The following is a 19,003-nucleotide window of genomic DNA, read 5'->3' as shown; positions in this document are numbered from 1 at the left end:
GCCGCTTCTGCTCACCGCGGTACTGCTGCTGAGCGGCTTTCACAAAGCCCATTGAAGAGCCTGCCGTGGTGGAACTGGAGGACCTGAGCCACGGCATGCGCCGTACAGAGGTCAGAAGCCGTGCCGGAGATTCTCACCTTGGTCATGTGTTCACTGGCGATCCGGAGTCCCCCAATGGCGTGCGCTACTGCATCAACAGTGCGGCCCTGCGCTTTGTGCCTTACGCAAAGATGAAAGCAGAGGGTTACGGATATCTTCTGTATCTGTTCGAGGAATGAGTTCGCAAAATACTGTTATGTTTCTTAATATTTTTGCTATCAACATGTTCTCCTGCGGCCTTACGATCTGTCAAATCCATCCATGCTTTTGCCTTAAATGGAATCAAATATGCCGCATCCAAGACAGTCACTCCGTGCTTAAACTCTACGTCCTCATAGGTAACCTTGACTCCAAGAACTTTATCGAGATATTCCATGTCATCACCTGCATTCTTAACTCTTTTTCTGTATTATAACTTTTTTTGAGTTAAGATACAATATTTGAGTTAAGAGCAGTCAAAGATCAACATTATAAAAAATCATTTTCAAAGAAAAAAGCCCGGTGCAGCATGAGCATTACACCCACACTGCACCGGACATTCCATCATCGACTGCTTTGTCTATTTTCTTCTTCCTGCCGCACTTCCTGCTCATGCAGCTGCTCTTTTTCTGCTCGTCCTCTTTCAGGTTTTCCTGCATAATCTTCTGCGCCACAAGCCAATCCTGCATTTCCGATTTGGTCTTGCGGTACTCTGCATGTGTTCGTCCGTCAACAGCAAAATTGGACTTCATGGATTAAACAAATGTGTGTCTCCCTCTTTTTTATCGCAACATCATTCTATCCCTGTTGTATTTGAAAATGTATATGTACTCTTCTGATATATCCCCTTGTTTCTAAAATAATTTTCAAATGCATTTCAAAATTTTATTCTAAAATTTCTATAATTGCATGTTCAACTTGATGTTCTTTTATTTTGTCAATGATTATATGCATATTTTCTATTTCTAATTCTATTTTTGTATCCCCATCCTTTGGTACCATACCAAATTTTTGAAATACAAATCCAGTAAATGTGTCACAATCTTCTGCTGTAAATGTAACACCTATAGCGTCTTCAATATCACTTAATCGTATATTTCCTTTCACTTCCCACTTGTTATCGCTTATTCTTATAATAACAGTTTCTTCTTCCGACGATATTGGTTCAATATCGTTTAAATCGCCAACAATTTCTTCTAATAAATCAAAAAGAGTTACTATTCCAACCACTCCACCATACTCATCTAATACAATCGCCATAGATTGCTTCGATTGTTTCATATTTTTAAAAAGCACATCTGCTTTTGTAGTTTCCATAACAAAGTATGGTGCAGAAATTGCAGAATCTATAACCATATCCTTACTTTTTTCTTTTAATCTAAAATAGTCTTTTGCATTTAAAATGCCAATAACATGATCTATCGAATCTCCACAGACGGGATAAAGGGTATGTCGTGTATTGTGGATTGTTTCATCCCACTCCTTCACATCATCAGACATCCATAATATTGTCACATCTGTTCGATGTTTAGCAATCGTACCAGCCATAATATCATTAAATTCAAAAACATTTTGAATAAATTCTTTTTCTTGATGATCTATTGTTCCTTTTTCACTTCCCGCATCAACAAGCATACGTATTTCTTCTTCACCCACTTGATCTTCCGCTTCATTTGGATCAATACCACAAATCCTCAAGACAATATTGGTCGATATTGAAAGAAATGAAACGATTGGCTTAAATAGGATAGAGATTCCCGTAACCAATCCTGAAATCCCCATTGCCAGTTCTTCAGATTTTTTCATTGCGATTCTCTTTGGAACTAATTCGCCAAAAACCAACGTGAAATATGATAAAATCAATGTAATCAATATAACAGCTATGGTATCTAAAGTAGAACGTGGAATATTCACGCCCATCCCAACAACCCAATCAACTAAAGGTTCTGAGAAATTATCTGCTGCAAAAGCACTTCCTAAAAATCCCGACAATGTGATTGCAACCTGAATTGTCGCAAGAAATCGTGCCGGCTCTTGCGTTAATCGTACTAATCTCTTTGCCCGACCATTACCTTGTTCTGCCATTCGTTCTAGCTTTGTTTCATTCATTGATAAAACAGCGATCTCTGCACTCGCAAAAATCGCGTTTAATATAATTAAAATAATCTGCACTACTAAAAGAATAAAAATTGATGTACTCATAAATAAAACCTTTCTACAATAAAATTATCTAAATATCACACTTACTTAAAAGCAACAAAAGACATGGTCTATGTTCCGAATACATAGTCCATGCCTTGCGATATATAAATAAAAATTCTATTGAATTGGTTCGCTTCAGAATCATTATCACTTTCGTCCATGTTAAATATTCCTCCTCTCAAATAGTATTGTAGTACAGTATAACAAAAAGACCTAACATAATCAATTCGAAAAAAGCAAAAGTGTGTTAAATTTATGTAAAACATAAAATCCGATTATTTTTAATTTCTTTGGGAAATTCAATTTTCTTTATCATCACTTAACATCATTTTAAAGTAAAAAGCAAGCCATTTTCAGACTTGCTTTCCACCATATCATCTTCCTTATTGATAAATCATTTCTTTATTCACAATCTCCCTTGCACATGCTTGTATATCACTCATTCTCGTCTAAAACCTCTTTCTTTGTGCGTCTATGCTTTCCCTGCTCATCATAAAACATATTTCGGGTAGCAACCTTTACTTCGGGTTGTTCCAACATTTTCCGTTCACTAAATACCAGATGAATATGATAATTCGTCTTTGCAATGGTATTTTCAATCACACATCGTTGTGTCAATTTTACCAAGGAAGGCTTTTGCCCCAGGTCACGATACCTTTTGAGGAAAAGCCCACAAGTAATCTGCCCGGTGACAATCTGAGGTATTACAGACAGAGAAAGTCTCTGACTACCAGACAGCTTGCAGAGCAAATAGATGTTGTACCCGCAACTATCCTGATGTATGAACGAAATAAGCACCCGATCAAAGATTTTGAACATAACCCTATTTCTGATCAGTTGCTGGAAAGTATGGAAGCCAGCAAAAAAATAGCAGATAGTTTAGCGCCCATTCTGGAGCAAGAGGAAAAACTCAAGCGAATCGCAGAAGGTGCTACTGCACACATCCCCAATTTTGAGATTCCGACGCTTGCGTTGGATGCAATTTCAGAACCTTCGCCAGCTATGAAAGCGATTGCTGAACAGAGTAAAGCTATGAAGTTGGCTACCAGCGTAGGTACTGCAATAGATGCCCTACAACACAGTAGTACCATCCAGACTTTAGGAGAACTTGCAATAGTCGCTAATGTCCCCAACTATACTTTCAAGAATCCGCTGCTTGAACAAGCCAATTTAGGGATGACGGCGATGCTCCAGTCTTTCAATAATAGTGCGGTAAAACTACTTGCGGATTCTGTTCATGGAATTATAAGCTCCTTTGGGTCTGCACTTACAGCGACAATTCATTCGCCTGTGATGGATTGGCTTCAGAGCATTGACATCTCTCCAATGCGCTCTGTGTTGGAGAATCTTGCACTGGAACCGGATATTCTTGGGAGATACAAGAAGTTCAATCAAGCGTACTTGACGGCTATGTATGAATGCAAATGGTTCCCCTACGCTGGCTGGGCAGCGGATATTACCATGACAGCGGAAATATCGGACATCCTGGCAACAAGCCGAGGTGCAAGTAAGCGACGAGAAAAGCGTATCGACAAGGTCATTCTCGACTATTACGACAAGAATGAAATCAAATTCATCAAGCGAATATGGAGAGAATCTGATTTAGAACCACATATCAAACGAATTCTGGGACAGGCTCTTGAAGCACATCTCCGTGGTGAATATGCCCTGTGTATTTCCAGCTTGGCAACTATGTGGGAGGGCTTAATCTACATAAAGGCAAACAATGCTACCATGCAGGATCGTCACCGGCAAAGGATGGCGATCACTAAAAAAGAACTGGAAGATCTGATCGAGGCAAACGACTACGACAAGATCTTCAGCGATTATTTTAATACCTTCATTGTTTCTCAGTGCAATAAGGTTGATGATGTGGTTGATGGTGTGCCGAACCGGCATGGCGTTTCTCACAGCTGGTATCACAGCTATCCGAGCAAAAAAGCTTCTCTGAATGCTATTTTGCTTACCGACTTCATAATTGGTCTGGAGCCACTTGAAGGCACCCAGGCCAGTGCATAAAGAAAATACGAATCGAGGTACACACGATGTCTAACGATAAAATCCAAGCGGTAGGAGTAAATATTGCAGAAAAAGCAACGATGATCTGGAATGTGGCAGATATGCTCCGTGGCCCCTTTAAGCCCCATGAGTACGGACTTGTAATCCTTCCTATGACCGTGGTTAAACGTTTCCACGACTGTCTGCTTCCCACCCACGAAGCAGTCTTGGCACAGTATGAAAAGGTCAAGAAGCTGGCCGTCATTGATGGCTTTCTGACCAAGGCTTCCGGTTATCAGTTCTACAATACCAGCAAGTTCACATTTGAAAAGCTGCTGGCTGACCCGGATAACATCGAAGCCAACTTCCGGGACTATCTGGCTGGGTTCTCTCCCAATGTCCAGGATGTTCTGTCCAAATTCGATTTTGACAACATCATCAAGAGAAACAGTATGAATGTCATAATCGGATCAGTTGGCATATCCCATTATTTCGGATGTGTTAGCCCTGTCTATTATGTTTTCAAGGAAACAGAAGATGCTGATTTAAGGTTTATTAGTTACATCTTTAGCACTGTAGGTTTTCAGAAAGAGCTGCGGAAATATGCCAAGGGTATTATGGAAATTCGTTTAAGAATATCCGTATCAGATACACTTAGACGGGTTGTGCCATTACCAAAACTGGAAGAACAAGCCTGCCAGGTATCATGCTGATACAGCACCCAGCAGTGCTTTCTGAAAATATGGTTTCTCTGTACTTTTTCTTATCACCCCAGAGATGTAGGATTTCTCACAGGCGGCAGTGTGCTTCACTGCTCCATTGGAATTTAACCATCCCGCCTTCCTTATGGCCGGACCGCGAATTACGGAAGTATCATTGTCCCTGTCTGGCTTTAGCACCGCCGCCGGTTGCAATCCGGCATTTGCTTCTGCGAAACCGCTATCGCCCCGATGGGCTTCATGGCGTGCAGTCGATGGCTCGACCAAACAGGAATGTACCTGAAGAATGAGTATTCAGTTTTCAAGGGACATCCGGACTTTCGTCCTTACAAAGTAAGTTTAACAAGAATCCTCCGGTTTCGCGTTGGCCTCGTAGGCGCACTTTGGTTGTCCTTGCAGGACTACATATGGTTTGTTTTGATTTTTTCAGTGTCCTATGCAGTCGGATTGGGGCAAAAAAAATACCTCGTTGGTTTCCCAACGAGGCATCGAAGACGATTCTATCTCATACGACTTCACATCATGCATCCGAAGATTTCTTTTACAAAATTCGCTTGTTTTTTTCCAGAACGCTTAAACTGATCATATGCTCCTTCTGCATGAATAATCAGCATTTCAATTTCTGGAGCAGTAATGACATTTACCACGTCAATTTTCTGCTCATATGCTTTACTCAATCGAAATTCCTCTCTGCGAGAATCCAAAATCCGTATCACAGAAATCTGCTCATCGAATCCTTTCCGTAAGTACTATGCATAAAAGCACAGCCGCAGAGTACATCTGTGGCTGTGTTTTGTGTTCAGTTGCTCACTGTTGCGTGGACTGGATATGGAGAGACAACATATCTCCCGATCTTACATGGGTGATCTTATCTGCCATCACTCTGGCAGTTTTCCTTGCAGATATGTCGGCATCCCCACTGCGGTCGTATCCGGCCTGACCTTAAACATGGCTTTTTCAATCTACCTTCCTTATCGGTTTTCCGCGATATATTTCTCCGCCATGTGGACTGCCACCGCGCCGTCCGCCACGGCGGTGACCACCTGACGGAGGGGCTTCGTCCGCACGTCGCCCACGGCGTAAACGCCGGGAATACTGGTTTCCGTGGTCTCTCCGGCCACGATATAGCCGCCGCCGTCCAGCGCCAGTTGACCCACCGCCAGCGCCGTGGCGGGCTGTCGGCCCACGCTGACAAATACGCCGTCGCAGTCCACCACGCTTTCCTCACCGGTGACGGTGTCCCGCAGGCGTACGCCGGTCAGCCTGTCCCCGGAAAGCAGCGCGGAAACGGTGCTGTTCCAGCGGAATTCCACATTTTCGGTCTGTTCCAGTGGCTCGTGATAGATCTTGGTGGCCCGCAGGGTGTCTCTGCGGTGGACGAGGATCACCTTTTTCGCCACGCGGCTGAGAAGGAGGGCATCTGCCGCGGCGGAATTGCCGCCGCCCACCACGACCACCGTTTTGTCCTTGTAAAACATCCCATCGCAGGCGGCGCAGTAGGCCACGCCCCGGCCCAACAGCTCCGTCTCTCCGGCAACGCCCAGCGTTCTGGGGTCTGCGCCGGTGGCCAGCACCACGGTTTTCCCCCGGAAGATCCCCTCGCTGGTCTCCACGAGCTTGAGAACCGCCGTCAGATCCATGCGGAGAACTTCCGCGTATTCGCTGCGTGCCCCAAAACGCTCCGCCTGCTTTTGCATCTTCTCCGCCAGAGAGAAGCCGTCGATCCCGTTCTCAAAGCCGGGGTAGTTGTCGATCTGCTCGGTCAGGGCCATCTGCCCGCCAGCAGACAGCTTTTCCAGCACGACGGTGTCCAGCCCCGCCCGGGCCGCGTACAGGGCGGCGGTGTAGCCGCCCGGGCCGCCGCCCACCACGAGCATATCATAAACATGATTGTTGTTCATATCTGAATCCTCCGTTATTTCGCCAAGGCTTCCTGAATGAAGCGGTCGATCTCTGCCTTTGAGCCGGGCGCGGTGATGGAATCCACGGCCTTTCCGTTCCGGTACAGCACCAGAGTTGGGATGACCTCGATCCCCTCGGCCCCCGCCAGCCGCGGCTCCTCGTCAATATTGATCTTGCTGACAACGAGGCTGTCCGCGTATTCCTCTCCAATCTTCTCATACGCAGGGCCGATCCTCCGGCAATAGCCGCACCAGGGCGCCCAGAAATCCACCAAAACGGGCTTTTCGCCCCGGGTCGCCTGCTCAAACTGCTCCTGATTCATATTCATAGCTGCCATATCTGTCAGCTCCTTTCTTTTGTTTGGGTATTCTCAAGACTCCGTTCTCGCCCCACACCACATCGTGACCTCAACCTGAGATGACGGTACTCTGCCCTTGGGACATAAAGCAGATGAGTAAGACCATCATCTGTACGAGAATAGCTGCGGTTTGTTGCAGCTTATTCCGCGCAGAGCTCCGCCACAAGAGCGTCCATCTGCGCTTCGCTGGTTTGGTTCAGTGCGCCGCGCAGCGATACCTCCGTTTCACACAGTCGGAGTTCCTTCATCTTTTCCAACTCGGCGCGCATCAGCCGCGCGGCAGCAGGGGCCCATGAGCCGTTTTCCATGAGGCCGATCCGGCGGTTTCGGAATCCCTTTGTCTGTAAATGATCCAAAAAGGCCTTCATGGGCGGGAACAGTCCTCCGTCATAAGTGGAGCAGGCCAACACCAGTTTCCCGCAGTAGAACGCACTGGCAACAGCGTAGGAAAGATCTGTCACAGTGAGATCACATATGCTGACCTGCACGCCTTTTTTCTCTAATTTACCCTTGAGGGTCTTCGCCGCATGGGCAGTATTTCCATGGATGGATGCGTGGGCAATCAGTATGCTCTCCGATTCTTCTGGTTCCCATTGTGACCAGAGATCATAGAGCCGCAGACACTCCTCCAGCCCTTCTGTAAGCACGGGACCATGGAGCGGGCAGATCGTTTGGATCTCCAGCGCGGAGGTCTTTTTCAGCAGAGCCTGCACCTGTGCGCCATATTTCCCGATAATATTGTAATAATACCGTCGGGCCTGCGGCACCCAGGGGGCACGGGCAGTCCGTTCCAGTGAGCCAAAGCGTCCGAAGGCATCCGCCGAGAACAGGATTTTTTCCGTTTCCTCATACGCCGTCATCACCTCCGGCCAGTGTACCATCGGTGCCAGCAGGAAGCGCAGCCGGTGTGAGCCCAGAGAGATCGTGCTGCCCTCGCCAACCTCCAGCATACGGTCTTCCGACAATGCACCCGTGCCAAAGAACTGCTTGATCAGGGTAAATGTTTTCGCGTTTCCCACGATCTTCATCTCCGGGTACTCTTGCGCTATCCGCATGAGGCTGCCGGAATGATCCGGCTCCATGTGTGTGACCACAAGATAATCGGGGTTGCGCCCCCCCAACACCTGCGCTACATTGGAAAGCCATTCCTCCGCCGCCCGTGCGTCCACGCTGTCCATCACGGCGATTTTCTCGTCCAGAATGACATAGGAGTTGTAGCTCACTCCCATAGGCTGGACGGGGTACTGGTTTTCAAAGAGTGCCAATGTGTTATCATCCACCCCTACATAGCGGATGGCATCTGTTACCGTTCGGATATCCATATAAAAAATACCTCCTATTCTGATGTCTTTGGTTTTCTTATAAATCGTCTATCAGTGCGGTGCTCTTGGCGTAGGCGGTACTGCGTGCCTCAAAGAAATCGGTCTTGACCATATTGGCGTCAGCGTACTGGCTGACCCATTCCATGCTCTCCGGTTCGCTCTCAAAGCCCGGATACAATGCCGGATAGCCCAGGCTCGTCCAGCGAAGATTGCCGAGATAGCGGATGTAATCGCTGATCATCTGCCGGTTCAACCCCGGGATGTCGTCGCCGATCACATAATGCCCCCATGCGATCTCCTGCTCCACGCCCTCACGCATCATCTCGCGCAGCGCTTGTACGCTCTCGGCGGTGAACAACTCCGGCTGCTCCTTTTGCAGCTCCGTGATGATATTGCGGAACAGCCACAAGTGCGTGTTCTCGTCGCGGTTGATATAGCGGATCTCCTGCGCCGAGCCGGGCATCTTCCCGTTTCGGGAGAGATTGTAGAAGAACATAAAGCCGCTGTAAAAATAGATGCCCTCCAAAATATAGTTCGCCATCATCACGCGCAGCAGCGTGGGAGCGTCCTTCCGCTCCTGAAACTCGTTGTAGCAGTCCCCAATGAAGGTGTTGCGGCGCAGCAGATGCTCGTCCGTTTTCCATTGGTAGAGGATGTCATTGCGCTCCACGGGGGAACAGATGGTGTCGAGCATATAGCTGTAGCTCTGTGAGTGGACACACTCCTGAAACGCCTGAATGGACAGGCAGAGATTGACCTCGTTGGCTGTAATGTAGGCGCCGATATTAGGCAGGTTCGCTGTCTGAATGGAATCCAAAAAGACAAGAAAACTCAGAATTTTATCGTAGGCGCTGCGCTCGGCTGACAGCAGGCGGGGATAGTCCTTCACATCCTGCGAGAGATTGATCTCCTCAGGGATCCAAAAGTTGTTCATGGCCTGCCGGTACCAGTCGCTGACCCAAGCGTACTTCATATTGTTGAAGTCGTTGAGGTTGGTGGTATTGCCGCCGATCATGCGCCGCAGGCGCACATCAGGGTCGCCCTCCGGGTTAAAGAGGGGCTTTTTCTTCAGTTCCATCATGCTATCCTCCTTATGACGAGCAGCTTTCACAGGCCTCGACCTCAAGGGCCTTGCTGCGGACATAATAAATGGTCTTGACGCCGGCCCTCCACGCCTCCAAATACAGTCTGAGCACCTGACGCATGGAATAGTCGTTGGTGATATAGAGATTCATGCTCTGCGCCTGGTCAATATGTCTCTGGCGAAAGCCCGCGGCGCGTACCGACCAGCTTTGGTCGATCAGATGCGCCGCCTTATAGTACCACCATGTATCCATAGAAAGCTCCGGAGCAACGCGGGGCAGCATGCTGCCCTTTTTTTCCTCTAAAAAGAATTTCTTCATAATTGGATCGATGCCCGCCGACGTGCCGGAGAGGATGGATGTGCTGGAAGTGGGTGCGACAGCCAGAAGATAGGCGTTGCGCATTCCCTGCACCGCCACCGTTTCCGCAAGCGCCCGCCACTTTTCTGAGGTATAACCTCGCTTTTCAAAATACGCGCCTGTCTGCCAGTCGCTGCCCTCAAAGAGCGCATAGCGGCCCTTTTCCCGTGCCAGTGCTGTGTCCGCCTTGACGGCGGCGTAGTTGATATGCTCGAATACCGCATCGGTGAAGGCAAGGTGCTCATCGCTCTCCCATCGGATGCCGCGCTTTGCCAGCATGTGGTGGTAGCCGCTGACGCCCAGGCCGATGCTGCGGTACTTCTGATTGGTAAGCCGCGCGTATTCCAACGGGTAGAAGTTGAGGTCGATCACATTATCCAGTGCGCGGATGGCCGTTTCCACCGTGCGTTCCATATAGGCCTCGTCCTCCACCGCCAGATTACCGAGAGACAGACTCGCCAGGTTGCAGACCACAAACTCACCGGGGAGTGTGGCCGTCACCACCACTGTGTCGCCGTTCTCCGTGTGCACCTCAGTGCTGATATGCTCGATGGGCGCCATGTTCTGTGCGATCTCCGTGCAGAGATTGGAGCAATAGATCATTCCCGTGTGGCCGTTTGGGTTCATACGATTTACGCTGTCGCGGTTGAAGGCGAAGGGCGTGCCGGTCTCCACTGCCGAGCGAAGCACCAGCCGCACGATGTCCTTGACGGTGACGCTACGCTTTTCGATGCGCGGGTCATTGACGCAGTCCAGATACCGCTTCTCCCATTCCGTACCCCAGTAATCCTCCAGTGCGTAGCCCTTGACCGTGAGGATCTCATGCGGACACATGAGATGCCACGGCGCGTCTATGTTCTCCTCCGCCAGCCGCCAGAAGAGATCCGGATAGCACACGGCGGGAAACACATCATGCGCCTTCATGCGGTCGTCGCCGTTGTTGGTGCGCAGTTGAAGGAATTCAGGCAGATCCCGGTGCCATGCGTCTAAGTAAACCGCCGCAGCGCCCTGCCGCATCCCCAACTGATCCACCGCCACGGCGGTGTCGTTGACCAACCGGATCCAGCGGATAACACCGCCCGCCGCCCCTTGAAAGCCGCGGATGGTGCTGCCTGCAGCGCGCACCTTACCGAAGTACATCCCCATTCCACCGCCAAATTTAGAGACCTTTGCGAAGTTGTCCAGCGAGCGGTAGATGCCGTCCAGACTGTCCGGCACAGTGTCCACAAAGCAGCTTGAAAGCTGATGGTAGGGCTTTCGTGCGTTGGACATGGTAGGTGTCGCCATCGTGACCTCCATACGGCTGAGCATATCGTAAAAGCGTTTTACCCACCCCATGCGGTCAGAGCCTTCGTTCATAGCAAGATGCAGCGCGATACCCAAAAACATCTCCTGCGGTGTTTCCAGCGGCACGCGGCTGCGTGACTGGATCACATAGCGTTTGAGCAGCAGGTCAAGGCCGGAGTAGGTGAACAACTCGTCCCGTTCCGGGCAGAGAAAGTCCTCCGCCATAGCGATCTCCTCGTGGGTATAGTGGGCAAGAATATAGTCACCGTAGAGTCCCTTATCCGTCAGATAGCGAAGCCTGCCATAGAGGTCGCCGACGCCGCGCCCCTCCCATTCCTGTGCGTTGCGACAGCGAAAGGAGTGGTTCAGAAGCCGCGCCGCGATGAACTCCCACTTGGGTGCCTCTGCCGTAGTCAGCTCTACCGCTGCCTTGGTCAGTGCCTCAGCCCTCTCATCCTCCGTCATGCCCGGGCGACAGAAGCTCTCAAACTTCATTTGAAGCGCCGCGAGGGAGTAGATTTCCTCGGTAAAATCCATCTGGATACGGCGCAGCACCTCGTCAAGCGAGTTATCCCCCACCGTCTGCGCGATGGTATGCCGGACGCGGCGCAGCGCAGACCGCTTTTCGCGATAGAGGATGTACGCCTTGGCCACCTCATAGTGTCCGCGCTCCATGAGCGTCCGCTCCACCTCGTCCTGCACACGTTCCACGGTGAGCGGTACTGTGACGGAGAGATTGTTGAGAACGGCGGCGAGGATCTCCTCCAGTTCTCCGCCCCCAATCTCCCTTCCCTGTCCATCAAACGCTTTTTTCATGGCGTTGAAAATTTTCTCCTGTTGAAAAGGAACAGACTTCCCGTTTCGTTTTCTGATCTCCATTTCGATCCTCTCATCTTCTCCGGTCACTTTTCATGTCCTTTTGGGCAAAGAGCGGGCAAGCGCAGTATCACGCTTGCCCGCTCTATTTTTGAAAGCCGGTTTTTCTGCAGCCGACACGGCGGGGCTGTTTGTTGTCTGTTGTCTTGGTTTTGGCTTTCCTGCCAGTTACTTCATAGATTCCAGAATGGCGTCCGCCAGTGCTTCCAGCTCAGTGCGCTTGTCCGTGCCCATGGACGAGGCGAGGCTGAGCCGCTCGTTGAGCACCGTCATGTTCTTAAGCTCATCGTTGACAAATTTCTGCATGAGGTCACCGGACTTCACCGCCCATGAGCCGTTTTCAATGATGGCAAAGGTGCGGTTTTGCAGATTCAGTGCCTTCATATCCATGAGGAAGTCATGCATGGCGGGGTAGATGCCGAGATTGTAGGTCACAGAGGCCAGGACAATGTGACTGTACTTAAACGCCTCGGAGATCAGCTGGGAGACATGAGTGGAGGACACATCGTACATCGCCACCTTGCTCATGCCCTTATCGCAGAGCGACGCCGCCAGCGCCTGCGCCGCGTTCTCCGTGTTGCCGTACATGGAGGCGTAGACGATGAGCACGCCCTGGGTCTCAGGGGCATAGCGGCTCCATGTGTCGTACTTTTCGATGAACCAGCCCAGATCCTTGCGCCACACGGGGCCGTGGAGCGGGCAGATGTACTGGATCTGATCCAAAACGCCGCCGGCCTTTTTCAGCAGGAGCTGGATGTGGGGGCCGTACTTGCCCACGATGTTGGTGAGATAGCGGCGGGCGTCGTCCAGCCAGTCCCGCTCGAAGTCCACCTCGTCGGCGAACAGCTTACCGTCCAGCGCGCCGAAGGTGCCGAAGGCGTCGGCGGAAAAGAGGACGCCGTCGGTGACGTCGAGGGTCACCATGGCCTCCGGCCAGTGAACCATAGGCGCGCCCACAAAGGTGACGGTGTGCTTGCCAAAGGAGAAGGTGTCGCCCTCCTTCACCTCGATGCACTCATGTCCGTCCACATGGAAGCCGAACTGCCGCATGAGCATGAATGCCTTCTCGTTGGAGATCAGCTTCACCTTAGGATGGCGCAGCAGGATCTCCTCGATGCAGGCGGCGTGATCCGGCTCCAGATGGTTGACCAGCAGGTAGTCCAGCTCGCGGCCATCCAGCACATACGCCAGATTTTCCAAAAGCTGGCGGCAGGCAGACCAGTCCACCGTGTCAAAGAGCACCGTCTTTTCATCCAGCAGGCAGTAAGCGTTGTAGCTTACGCCCCGGGGAATGGGAAAGCAGTTTTCAAACAGGGCCAGGCGATGGTCGTTGGCGCCCACCCAGTAGAGGTCGTTTGTTACTTTACGCACGCAATACATCTTATCTTACCTCCTTCACGGCTCAAGCCTTTACAAATTGATCCTTCGTCTCCGCGCACTCCGGGCACACCCACTCGGCGGGAAGCTGCTCAAAGAGCGTACCCGGCGCGATCTCGCCGTCCTCGTCGCCCAACTCCGGCACATACTCGTAGCCGCAGCCGCTGCAGACGTAGCGGTCGCCGATGGGGGCGGGCTTCGGCGGTGTGGGCCGCTTCATCTTTACCATAGGCGGCGCGGGCAGCTTTTCGCCGCTATCCAGCGCAGCAGTGAGCAGGGGCAGGATCTCCTCCACATCGCCCACGATGCCGTAGTCGCAGTTCTTGAAGATAGGCGCGTTACCGTTCTTATTGATGGCCACGATGGTGGAGGCGTCCTTGATGCCCTTAAGGTGCTGGGATGCGCCGGAGATGCCACAGGCGATGTACAGATTGCCGGTGAACTTCTGACCGGACATACCCACATAGCGGTTCAGCGGCAGATATTTGAGAGTCTCCGCCACAGGGCGGGAAGAACCGATGGCCGCGCCGGCAGCCTTGGCCAGCGACTCTACCAGTTTCATGTTCTTTTTCTCCCCGATGCCCTTGCCCGCGGAGACCACCCGCTCCGCCTGCGGGATGGGCGTATCCATAGGGATGCCCACGGAGAAGTCGTGACCATCCTTCTTCAGCGCCGCTACAAGGTCGGCCACCTGCTGGGCAGCATCCCCTTCCCGGAAGATGGTCTTTTTGCGAATGCCGGTGATGGGCGCGGGTTTCTTGGCCGCCGAACGGCTCTCGCCGCCGGAGCTCTTGCCCAGCCTGCCCACCAGATGAGAGGCGATGACCACCCGCTGGATCTCGTTAGTGCCCTCGTAGATGGTGGTGATCTTGGCGTCGCGGTAGGCCCGTTCCACCTCCATGCCCTTGAGGAAGCCACTGCCGCCGTGGATCTGCAAGGCATCGTTGGTGACCTCCAGCGCGATGTCCGAGGCGTACATCTTCGCCATGGCGGACTCCATGCCGTAAGGCGCGTGCTGCTCCTTCAGCTCCGCCGCGGAGTAGATGAGGAACCGGGCGCAGCGCAGCTTGGTGGCCATATCCGCCAGCTTGAAGGCGATGCTCTGCTGGGCCGCGATGGGCTTGCCGAACTGGACGCGCTCCTTGGAATAGCTCAACGCGTGCTCAAACGCGCCTTGGGCGATGCCCAGCGCCTGCGCGGCGATGCCGATGCGTCCGCCGTCCAGCGTGGACATGGCAATCTTGAAGCCCTCGCCCTCCTTGCCCAATAGGTTTTCCTTGGGAACCTTCACGTCGTTGAAGATCAGCTCCGCCGTGGAGGAGGAGCGAATGCCCATCTTGTCATAGTGGTCGCCGAACTCAAAGCCCTTCCAGCCCTTCTCCACGATGAAAGCGGAGATGCCCCGGGTGCCGATGTCCGGCGTGGTGACGGCGAAAACCACATAGGTGTCCGCCTTAGGGGCGTTGGTAATGAAGATCTTGCCGCCGTTGAGGAGGTAGTAGTCCCCCTTATCCAGCGCCGTGGTCTCCGTGCCGCCGGCGTCGGATCCGGCGTTGGACTCCGTGAGGCCGAAGGCGCCGATCTTCTCGCCCTTGGCCAGCGGAACCAGATATTTCTTCTTCTGCTCCTCGGTGCCATAGGCGAAAATGGGCCATGAGCCGAGGGAGACGTGGGCGGAGAGGATTACGCCCGCGCCGCCGTCCACACGGGCCAGCTCCTCCACCGCGATGGCGTAGCTCAGGGCATCAAGACCGGCACCGCCGTACTCCTTGGGGTAGGGAATGCCCATCCAGCCCAGCTTACCCAGCTTCTTGACAGCCTCCTCGGGAAACTCATTGTTCTGATCCATTAAAAATGCGAGGGGCTTGATCTCCTCCTCCGCAAAACTCCGGATCTTCGCGCGCAGCTCTTCGTGCGCCGCCGTGGTTTGAAACAGCATATGGGTACCTCCTCTTAAAATTTTACAGCTTGCTTGTATCTTGGGGATCGGATCCGCCGGTCAGCAGCCTGCGCAGGCTCACGGCACGGAACGCCTCGTCCTGCTTTTGCTGCAAGGCCGCCAGCTGACAGTGGATGGCGCACCGCCCATGCTTGTCCTGCCAGCGGCATTCATATCCCGGCTCCATGCAGGCGCACAGGATGCCCCGCTCCCCCACGACCCCCATGAGATCGTAGAGGGAGGTCGCGTCCAGATCGCAGGACAGCGCGCAGCCGCCGAGGGCGCCGCGGCTCACCCGCACCAAATTGCCGGCGGAGAGCTTGCGCAGAATCTGGTAGGCAAACTGATTGGGGATCAATTCCGTTTCCGACATCTCGGCCACCGAATGCTTCTCCCCGTCCAGCAGCACCCGCAAAATGCGCAGTGCGTAGTCCGTCTCTTTGGTGATGATCATGCTCCACATCCTCTTTTCGCTTGCTTGTTAATGCCATTATATCAATCTTGATAAATTTTATCAAGATAATTTCCAAAAAAATATATCGTTTTAACACAGACCGCTCCAGCCCGGGTCAGCTTCGCTTTCCATTCAGCGAAAAGCCATGTTCCTTACAATATAGAAGCCGAAAAAGCTGTGCCGTGGCAGTCCGCCGAAAGCAGAAAAGACTATGCCTGAAAACCAGAAAGCGGAGAAATTGGTTGGGGCTCGCAGGGGTCGCCCACCCAAGGCGGATAAGGCGGTCCCTGGCAAGTCCAAGGCAAGCACCAAAGTGCGTGCTTTTCATTTTATATTCGACACATTATGTTATGATATGCAGTAAATGTTCCATCTTACCGTCCCATTCTCTGCTGGAATCGGCGCACTCTTTCAGTTCAGTTTCGACTTCAGCATTTATCGGCAAGTTTTTCTTATAGCGGATGGTATGCTCAAGGCTTGCCCAGAAGTCCATAGCGATTGTACGGAGTTGTATCTCCACCGGCACATGGATCACTTTTTCCGCAAAGAATACCGGCAGCCGGAGCGTCAGGTGCAGACTGCGATAGCCATTTGGCTTAGGGTGTGAAATATAATCTTTCTCTGTGATGATTTCAATGTCAGACTGTTTTTTTAAGCACTTTGCCAAAAAGAACACATCCTCCTCGAAAGAGCAGATCACCCGCACACCGGCAATATCCATGATATTTGTCTGCATGGTCGGAAAATCCAGAGGAAGTCCGCGTTTCTGCATCTTATTCATAATGCTGGACGGCGACTTCAAGCGGCTTTTTATACTTTCTATCGGATTGCGATCATGCTGCAATGAAAACTCTTCGTTTAGAATTTCCAACCTGCTTTCCAGTGCTTTCAGCGCACATCGGTATTGCAGCATGACTTCCTGATACCTGCGATTTTCGCTTAAAAGGCGCTGGCACTGCAAATCATCTAAGCCTTTATCTGCCGCAACCGTCAAGCCAAATAAATTCTCACTCATAGCTTCTCCATTCCGCAGGGATAGGCGCTCCGCGCTGTCTGCCGCTCTTGTATTACGACCTGATAAAAACTGTATCCGCCGGAGAGATGGGAACAGGTGAAACCGTACTGCGTCAAAAGTCGGCAGGCCAGATAACTGCGAAGCCCTGTCTGGCAATTCACATAAACAGGCTTACCCCGGTCTAACTCGTCCAAATGCTCCCGCAGATCGTCCAGTGGAATATTGCGGAATCCATTCAAGTGCCCACGCCGATATTCGCCTTCTGTACGGACATCCAGCAGTGTCGCATTGCCATCGCAAGGCAAGTCCTCAACCTCATTCCAATGGAACTGCCGTACCTTCCCGCTCTCCAAATCCTCGATCATAAAACCGGCCATATTGACCGGGTGTTTGGCAGAGGAATAGGGCGGCGCATAGGAAAGGTCAAGCTCCGTCAGTTCCAAGGCTGTCATTTTTGCGCGAATGGCCGTTGCCAGTACATCAATGCGCTTGTCCACGCCCTCGCCGCCAACGATCTGCGCACCCAGCAGCCGCAGGCTTTCTTTTTCATACATCACCTTCATTGCCATAGACTGTGCGCCGGGATAATAGGTAGCGTGGGATGCCGGGAATAATACGACTTTGTCGTAAGCGATCCCTGCTGCCTGCGCTGCCTTCTCATTGATCCCCGTGGAGGCCGCTGTCAAGCCAAACAGTTTCAGAACAGACGAGCCCTGAGAGCCGTGAAAGCGGCTGTTTCCGCCGCAGATATTGTCAGCGGCAATGCGTCCCTGCTTGTTGGCAGGCCCCGCCAGCGAGATCAATGCTTTTTGGCCGGTCACGAAATGGGTGACCTCTACGGCATCGCCCACAGCGTAGATATCCGGCACGGAGGTTTCCATCCGCTCGTTGACAGCGATGCTGCCCCGGATGCCCAGCTCAAGTCCGGCCTCTTTTGCCAGATGGGTGTCCGGCGTGACGCCGATGGCCAGCAGCACCATGTCGGAGCGCAGCGGCTCACTTTCCTCCAGCAGCGTCAGCACGGAATCTCCGTCCTGTCGGAATCCGGTGACGGTTTCATCCAACCGCAGAGCCACACCGTGTCTGCGCATTTCCGCATGGACAAAGCTGGCCATATCCGCATCCAGCGGCGCTAATAGCTGCTTCAGACGCTGGACGATGGTAACCGAAACGCCCATCTCCACAAGGTTTTCCGCCATTTCCAGACCGATAAAGCCGCCGCCAGCCAAAACAGCGGTTTTCGGCTTCTGATCCTCTACAAAGCGTCGAATGCGGAGGGTGTCTTCCACGGTGCGCAGGGAAAAGACCCGCTCGCTGTCCACGCCGGAAAGCGCAGGAATCGTCGGCTTTGCGCCGGGGGCAAGAAGCAGTTTGTCATAGGTTTCCGTGTAGACCTTCCCGCTGTCCAGTGCGTGGACGGTGACGATTTTCTCTGCGGGATTGATCGCAGTTACTTCCTGCCGTACTCGCACATCAATGCGAAAGCGATCCCAAAAGCTCTCCGGAGTTTGCAGCGTCAATTCTTCCTGCTCCTTGATCACACCGCCCACATAATACGGCAGACCGCAGTTGGCATAGGACACATAGCCGCTGCGCTCGATCATGATGATCTGCGCGTGTTCATCCAAACGGCGGATGCGGGCGGCGGCAGAAGCACCGCCCGCCACACCGCCTACGATTACAACTTTCATCTTGCGCCCTCCACCATTGCGGCAATCTCCGACTTAGGCCGATAGCCCACCGATTTGGCAACGGCCTTTCCATCCTTGAATACGACCAGCATCGGGATACTGGACACCTGAAAACGCATTGCCAGCTCCATCTGCTCGTCCACATTGACCTTTCCCACCTTGAGCGCGCCGCTTTTTTCTTCGGCAAGCTCATGCAGTATGGGAGAGAGCATTTTGCACGGTCCGCACCAGTCGGCGTAGAAGTCCAGCAAAATGGGCTTGTCGGAACGCAGTACCTCATTTTCAAAATTCGCAGCAGTAATTTTCAGTTCAGCCATGAGTAAGGCTCCTTTCTGTTATCTTT

16 protein-coding genes and 1 pseudogene are annotated in these 19,003 nt (G+C 52.0%); 3 read left to right on the top strand and 14 right to left on the bottom strand.

Translation table 11 applies throughout. The features are described 5' to 3' along the window. Positions 1 to 35: 35 nt before the first annotated feature. Positions 36 to 278 (top strand): annotated as a pseudogene (locus DWX68_RS08660) (peptide-methionine (R)-S-oxide reductase); the annotation flags it as partial. A gap of 336 nt (positions 279 to 614) precedes the next feature. Here the strand turns inward: DWX68_RS08660 and DWX68_RS08650 are convergent. Both DWX68_RS08650 and DWX68_RS08645 read right to left on the bottom strand, forming a co-directional pair. Then, positions 615 to 830 (bottom strand): hypothetical protein, encoded by a 216-nt coding sequence (locus tag DWX68_RS08650; protein ID WP_227589448.1) that lies wholly within the window; start codon positions 828 to 830, stop codon positions 615 to 617. Positions 831 to 963: 133 nt separating this feature from the next. Beyond that, complete coding sequence (locus tag DWX68_RS08645; protein WP_118469102.1) at positions 964 to 2,280, bottom strand: hemolysin family protein; 1,317 nt, start codon at positions 2,278 to 2,280, stop codon at positions 964 to 966. A gap of 777 nt (positions 2,281 to 3,057) precedes the next feature. Between DWX68_RS08645 and DWX68_RS14675 the strand changes: the two genes are divergently transcribed. After that, a complete protein-coding gene (locus DWX68_RS14675) occupies positions 3,058 to 4,299 on the top strand; it encodes a hypothetical protein (protein WP_181357200.1) in 1,242 nt (413 codons plus the stop codon). Between the two features lie 26 nt (positions 4,300 to 4,325). Then, complete coding sequence (locus DWX68_RS15115; protein ID WP_333491304.1) at positions 4,326 to 4,991, top strand: type I restriction-modification system subunit M N-terminal domain-containing protein; 666 nt, start codon at positions 4,326 to 4,328, stop codon at positions 4,989 to 4,991. A 521-nt stretch (positions 4,992 to 5,512) separates the two neighbouring features. Here DWX68_RS15115 and DWX68_RS14895 read toward each other — a convergent pair. The 12 genes from DWX68_RS14895 to trxA all read right to left on the bottom strand — a co-directional run bounded on the left by DWX68_RS14895 (position 5,513) and on the right by trxA (position 18,977). Beyond that, the gene (locus tag DWX68_RS14895) at positions 5,513 to 5,674 is read right to left on the bottom strand and encodes a hypothetical protein (protein WP_227589447.1); all 162 of its coding nucleotides are present in this window, start codon (positions 5,672 to 5,674) and stop codon (positions 5,513 to 5,515) included. A gap of 294 nt (positions 5,675 to 5,968) precedes the next feature. Beyond that, positions 5,969 to 6,898 (bottom strand): thioredoxin-disulfide reductase, encoded by a 930-nt coding sequence (gene trxB, locus DWX68_RS08615; RefSeq protein ID WP_118469100.1) that lies wholly within the window; start codon positions 6,896 to 6,898, stop codon positions 5,969 to 5,971. Positions 6,899 to 6,912: 14 nt separating this feature from the next. Then, positions 6,913 to 7,236 carry a thioredoxin family protein gene (locus DWX68_RS08610; protein ID WP_107000750.1) on the bottom strand — a complete coding sequence of 108 codons (324 nt, stop codon included), beginning with the start codon at positions 7,234 to 7,236 and terminating at the stop codon, positions 6,913 to 6,915. 161 nt (positions 7,237 to 7,397) lie between these two features. Further along, entirely contained in the window at positions 7,398 to 8,579 is a 1,182-nt protein-coding gene (locus DWX68_RS08605; protein ID WP_117470959.1) for an MBL fold metallo-hydrolase, read from the bottom strand. Positions 8,580 to 8,616: 37 nt separating this feature from the next. Further along, complete coding sequence (locus tag DWX68_RS08600) at positions 8,617 to 9,660, bottom strand: ribonucleotide-diphosphate reductase subunit beta (protein ID WP_098924544.1); 1,044 nt, start codon at positions 9,658 to 9,660, stop codon at positions 8,617 to 8,619. Positions 9,661 to 9,670: 10 nt separating this feature from the next. Further along, positions 9,671 to 12,187 (bottom strand): ribonucleoside-diphosphate reductase subunit alpha, encoded by a 2,517-nt coding sequence (locus tag DWX68_RS08595; RefSeq protein WP_181357201.1) that lies wholly within the window; start codon positions 12,185 to 12,187, stop codon positions 9,671 to 9,673. 165 nt (positions 12,188 to 12,352) lie between these two features. Further along, the gene (locus DWX68_RS08590) at positions 12,353 to 13,564 is read right to left on the bottom strand and encodes an FprA family A-type flavoprotein (RefSeq protein WP_107000753.1); all 1,212 of its coding nucleotides are present in this window, start codon (positions 13,562 to 13,564) and stop codon (positions 12,353 to 12,355) included. A 22-nt stretch (positions 13,565 to 13,586) separates the two neighbouring features. Then, positions 13,587 to 15,500, bottom strand: coding sequence for an acyl-CoA dehydrogenase family protein (locus tag DWX68_RS08585; protein WP_107000754.1), 1,914 nt, complete (start codon positions 15,498 to 15,500; stop codon positions 13,587 to 13,589). Positions 15,501 to 15,522: 22 nt separating this feature from the next. Next, positions 15,523 to 15,954, bottom strand: coding sequence for an Rrf2 family transcriptional regulator (locus tag DWX68_RS08580; RefSeq protein ID WP_015553424.1), 432 nt, complete (start codon positions 15,952 to 15,954; stop codon positions 15,523 to 15,525). Between the two features lie 343 nt (positions 15,955 to 16,297). After that, entirely contained in the window at positions 16,298 to 16,969 is a 672-nt protein-coding gene (locus DWX68_RS08575) for a GTP pyrophosphokinase family protein (RefSeq protein WP_107000755.1), read from the bottom strand. Beyond that, positions 16,966 to 18,660 (bottom strand): FAD-dependent oxidoreductase, encoded by a 1,695-nt coding sequence (locus DWX68_RS08570; RefSeq protein WP_118538454.1) that lies wholly within the window; start codon positions 18,658 to 18,660, stop codon positions 16,966 to 16,968. Before DWX68_RS08570 ends, DWX68_RS08575 begins: the two co-directional genes overlap by 4 nt. Further along, positions 18,657 to 18,977 (bottom strand): thioredoxin, encoded by a 321-nt coding sequence (gene trxA / locus DWX68_RS08565; RefSeq protein WP_107000757.1) that lies wholly within the window; start codon positions 18,975 to 18,977, stop codon positions 18,657 to 18,659. Before trxA ends, DWX68_RS08570 begins: the two co-directional genes overlap by 4 nt. Between the last annotated feature and the right edge of the window lie 26 nt (positions 18,978 to 19,003).

Source organism: Clostridium sp. AF20-7, assembly GCF_003479275.1.
In the GTDB taxonomy this organism is placed as follows: Bacteria; Bacillota; Clostridia; order Lachnospirales; family Lachnospiraceae; genus Otoolea; species Otoolea fessa.
Note: the sequence above shows the minus strand (reverse complement) of the source record. Positions and strands in the feature narration are given on the sequence as shown.

What these genes read in the sequence shown, in the direction of transcription:
- DWX68_RS08570 (WP_118538454.1), bottom strand. Translation starts at nt 18,660, where the DNA reads ATGAAAGTTGTAATCGTAGGCGGTGTGGCGGGCGGTGCTTCTGCCGCC.
- DWX68_RS08595 (WP_181357201.1), bottom strand. Translation starts at nt 12,187, where the DNA reads ATGGAGATCAGAAAACGAAACGGGAAGTCTGTTCCTTTTCAACAGGAG.
- DWX68_RS08605 (WP_117470959.1), bottom strand. Translation starts at nt 8,579, where the DNA reads ATGGATATCCGAACGGTAACAGATGCCATCCGCTATGTAGGGGTGGAT.
- DWX68_RS08610 (WP_107000750.1), bottom strand. Translation starts at nt 7,236, where the DNA reads ATGGCAGCTATGAATATGAATCAGGAGCAGTTTGAGCAGGCGACCCGG.
- trxA (WP_107000757.1), bottom strand. Translation starts at nt 18,977, where the DNA reads ATGGCTGAACTGAAAATTACTGCTGCGAATTTTGAAAATGAGGTACTG.
- DWX68_RS15115 (WP_333491304.1), top strand. Translation starts at nt 4,326, where the DNA reads ATGTCTAACGATAAAATCCAAGCGGTAGGAGTAAATATTGCAGAAAAA.
- DWX68_RS14675 (WP_181357200.1), top strand. Translation starts at nt 3,058, where the DNA reads ATGTATGAACGAAATAAGCACCCGATCAAAGATTTTGAACATAACCCT.
- DWX68_RS08650 (WP_227589448.1), bottom strand. Translation starts at nt 830, where the DNA reads ATGAAGTCCAATTTTGCTGTTGACGGACGAACACATGCAGAGTACCGC.
- DWX68_RS08645 (WP_118469102.1), bottom strand. Translation starts at nt 2,280, where the DNA reads ATGAGTACATCAATTTTTATTCTTTTAGTAGTGCAGATTATTTTAATT.
- DWX68_RS08575 (WP_107000755.1), bottom strand. Translation starts at nt 16,969, where the DNA reads ATGAGTGAGAATTTATTTGGCTTGACGGTTGCGGCAGATAAAGGCTTA.
- DWX68_RS08590 (WP_107000753.1), bottom strand. Translation starts at nt 13,564, where the DNA reads ATGTATTGCGTGCGTAAAGTAACAAACGACCTCTACTGGGTGGGCGCC.
- DWX68_RS08580 (WP_015553424.1), bottom strand. Translation starts at nt 15,954, where the DNA reads ATGATCATCACCAAAGAGACGGACTACGCACTGCGCATTTTGCGGGTG.
- trxB (WP_118469100.1), bottom strand. Translation starts at nt 6,898, where the DNA reads ATGAACAACAATCATGTTTATGATATGCTCGTGGTGGGCGGCGGCCCG.
- DWX68_RS08585 (WP_107000754.1), bottom strand. Translation starts at nt 15,500, where the DNA reads ATGCTGTTTCAAACCACGGCGGCGCACGAAGAGCTGCGCGCGAAGATC.
- DWX68_RS08600 (WP_098924544.1), bottom strand. Translation starts at nt 9,660, where the DNA reads ATGATGGAACTGAAGAAAAAGCCCCTCTTTAACCCGGAGGGCGACCCT.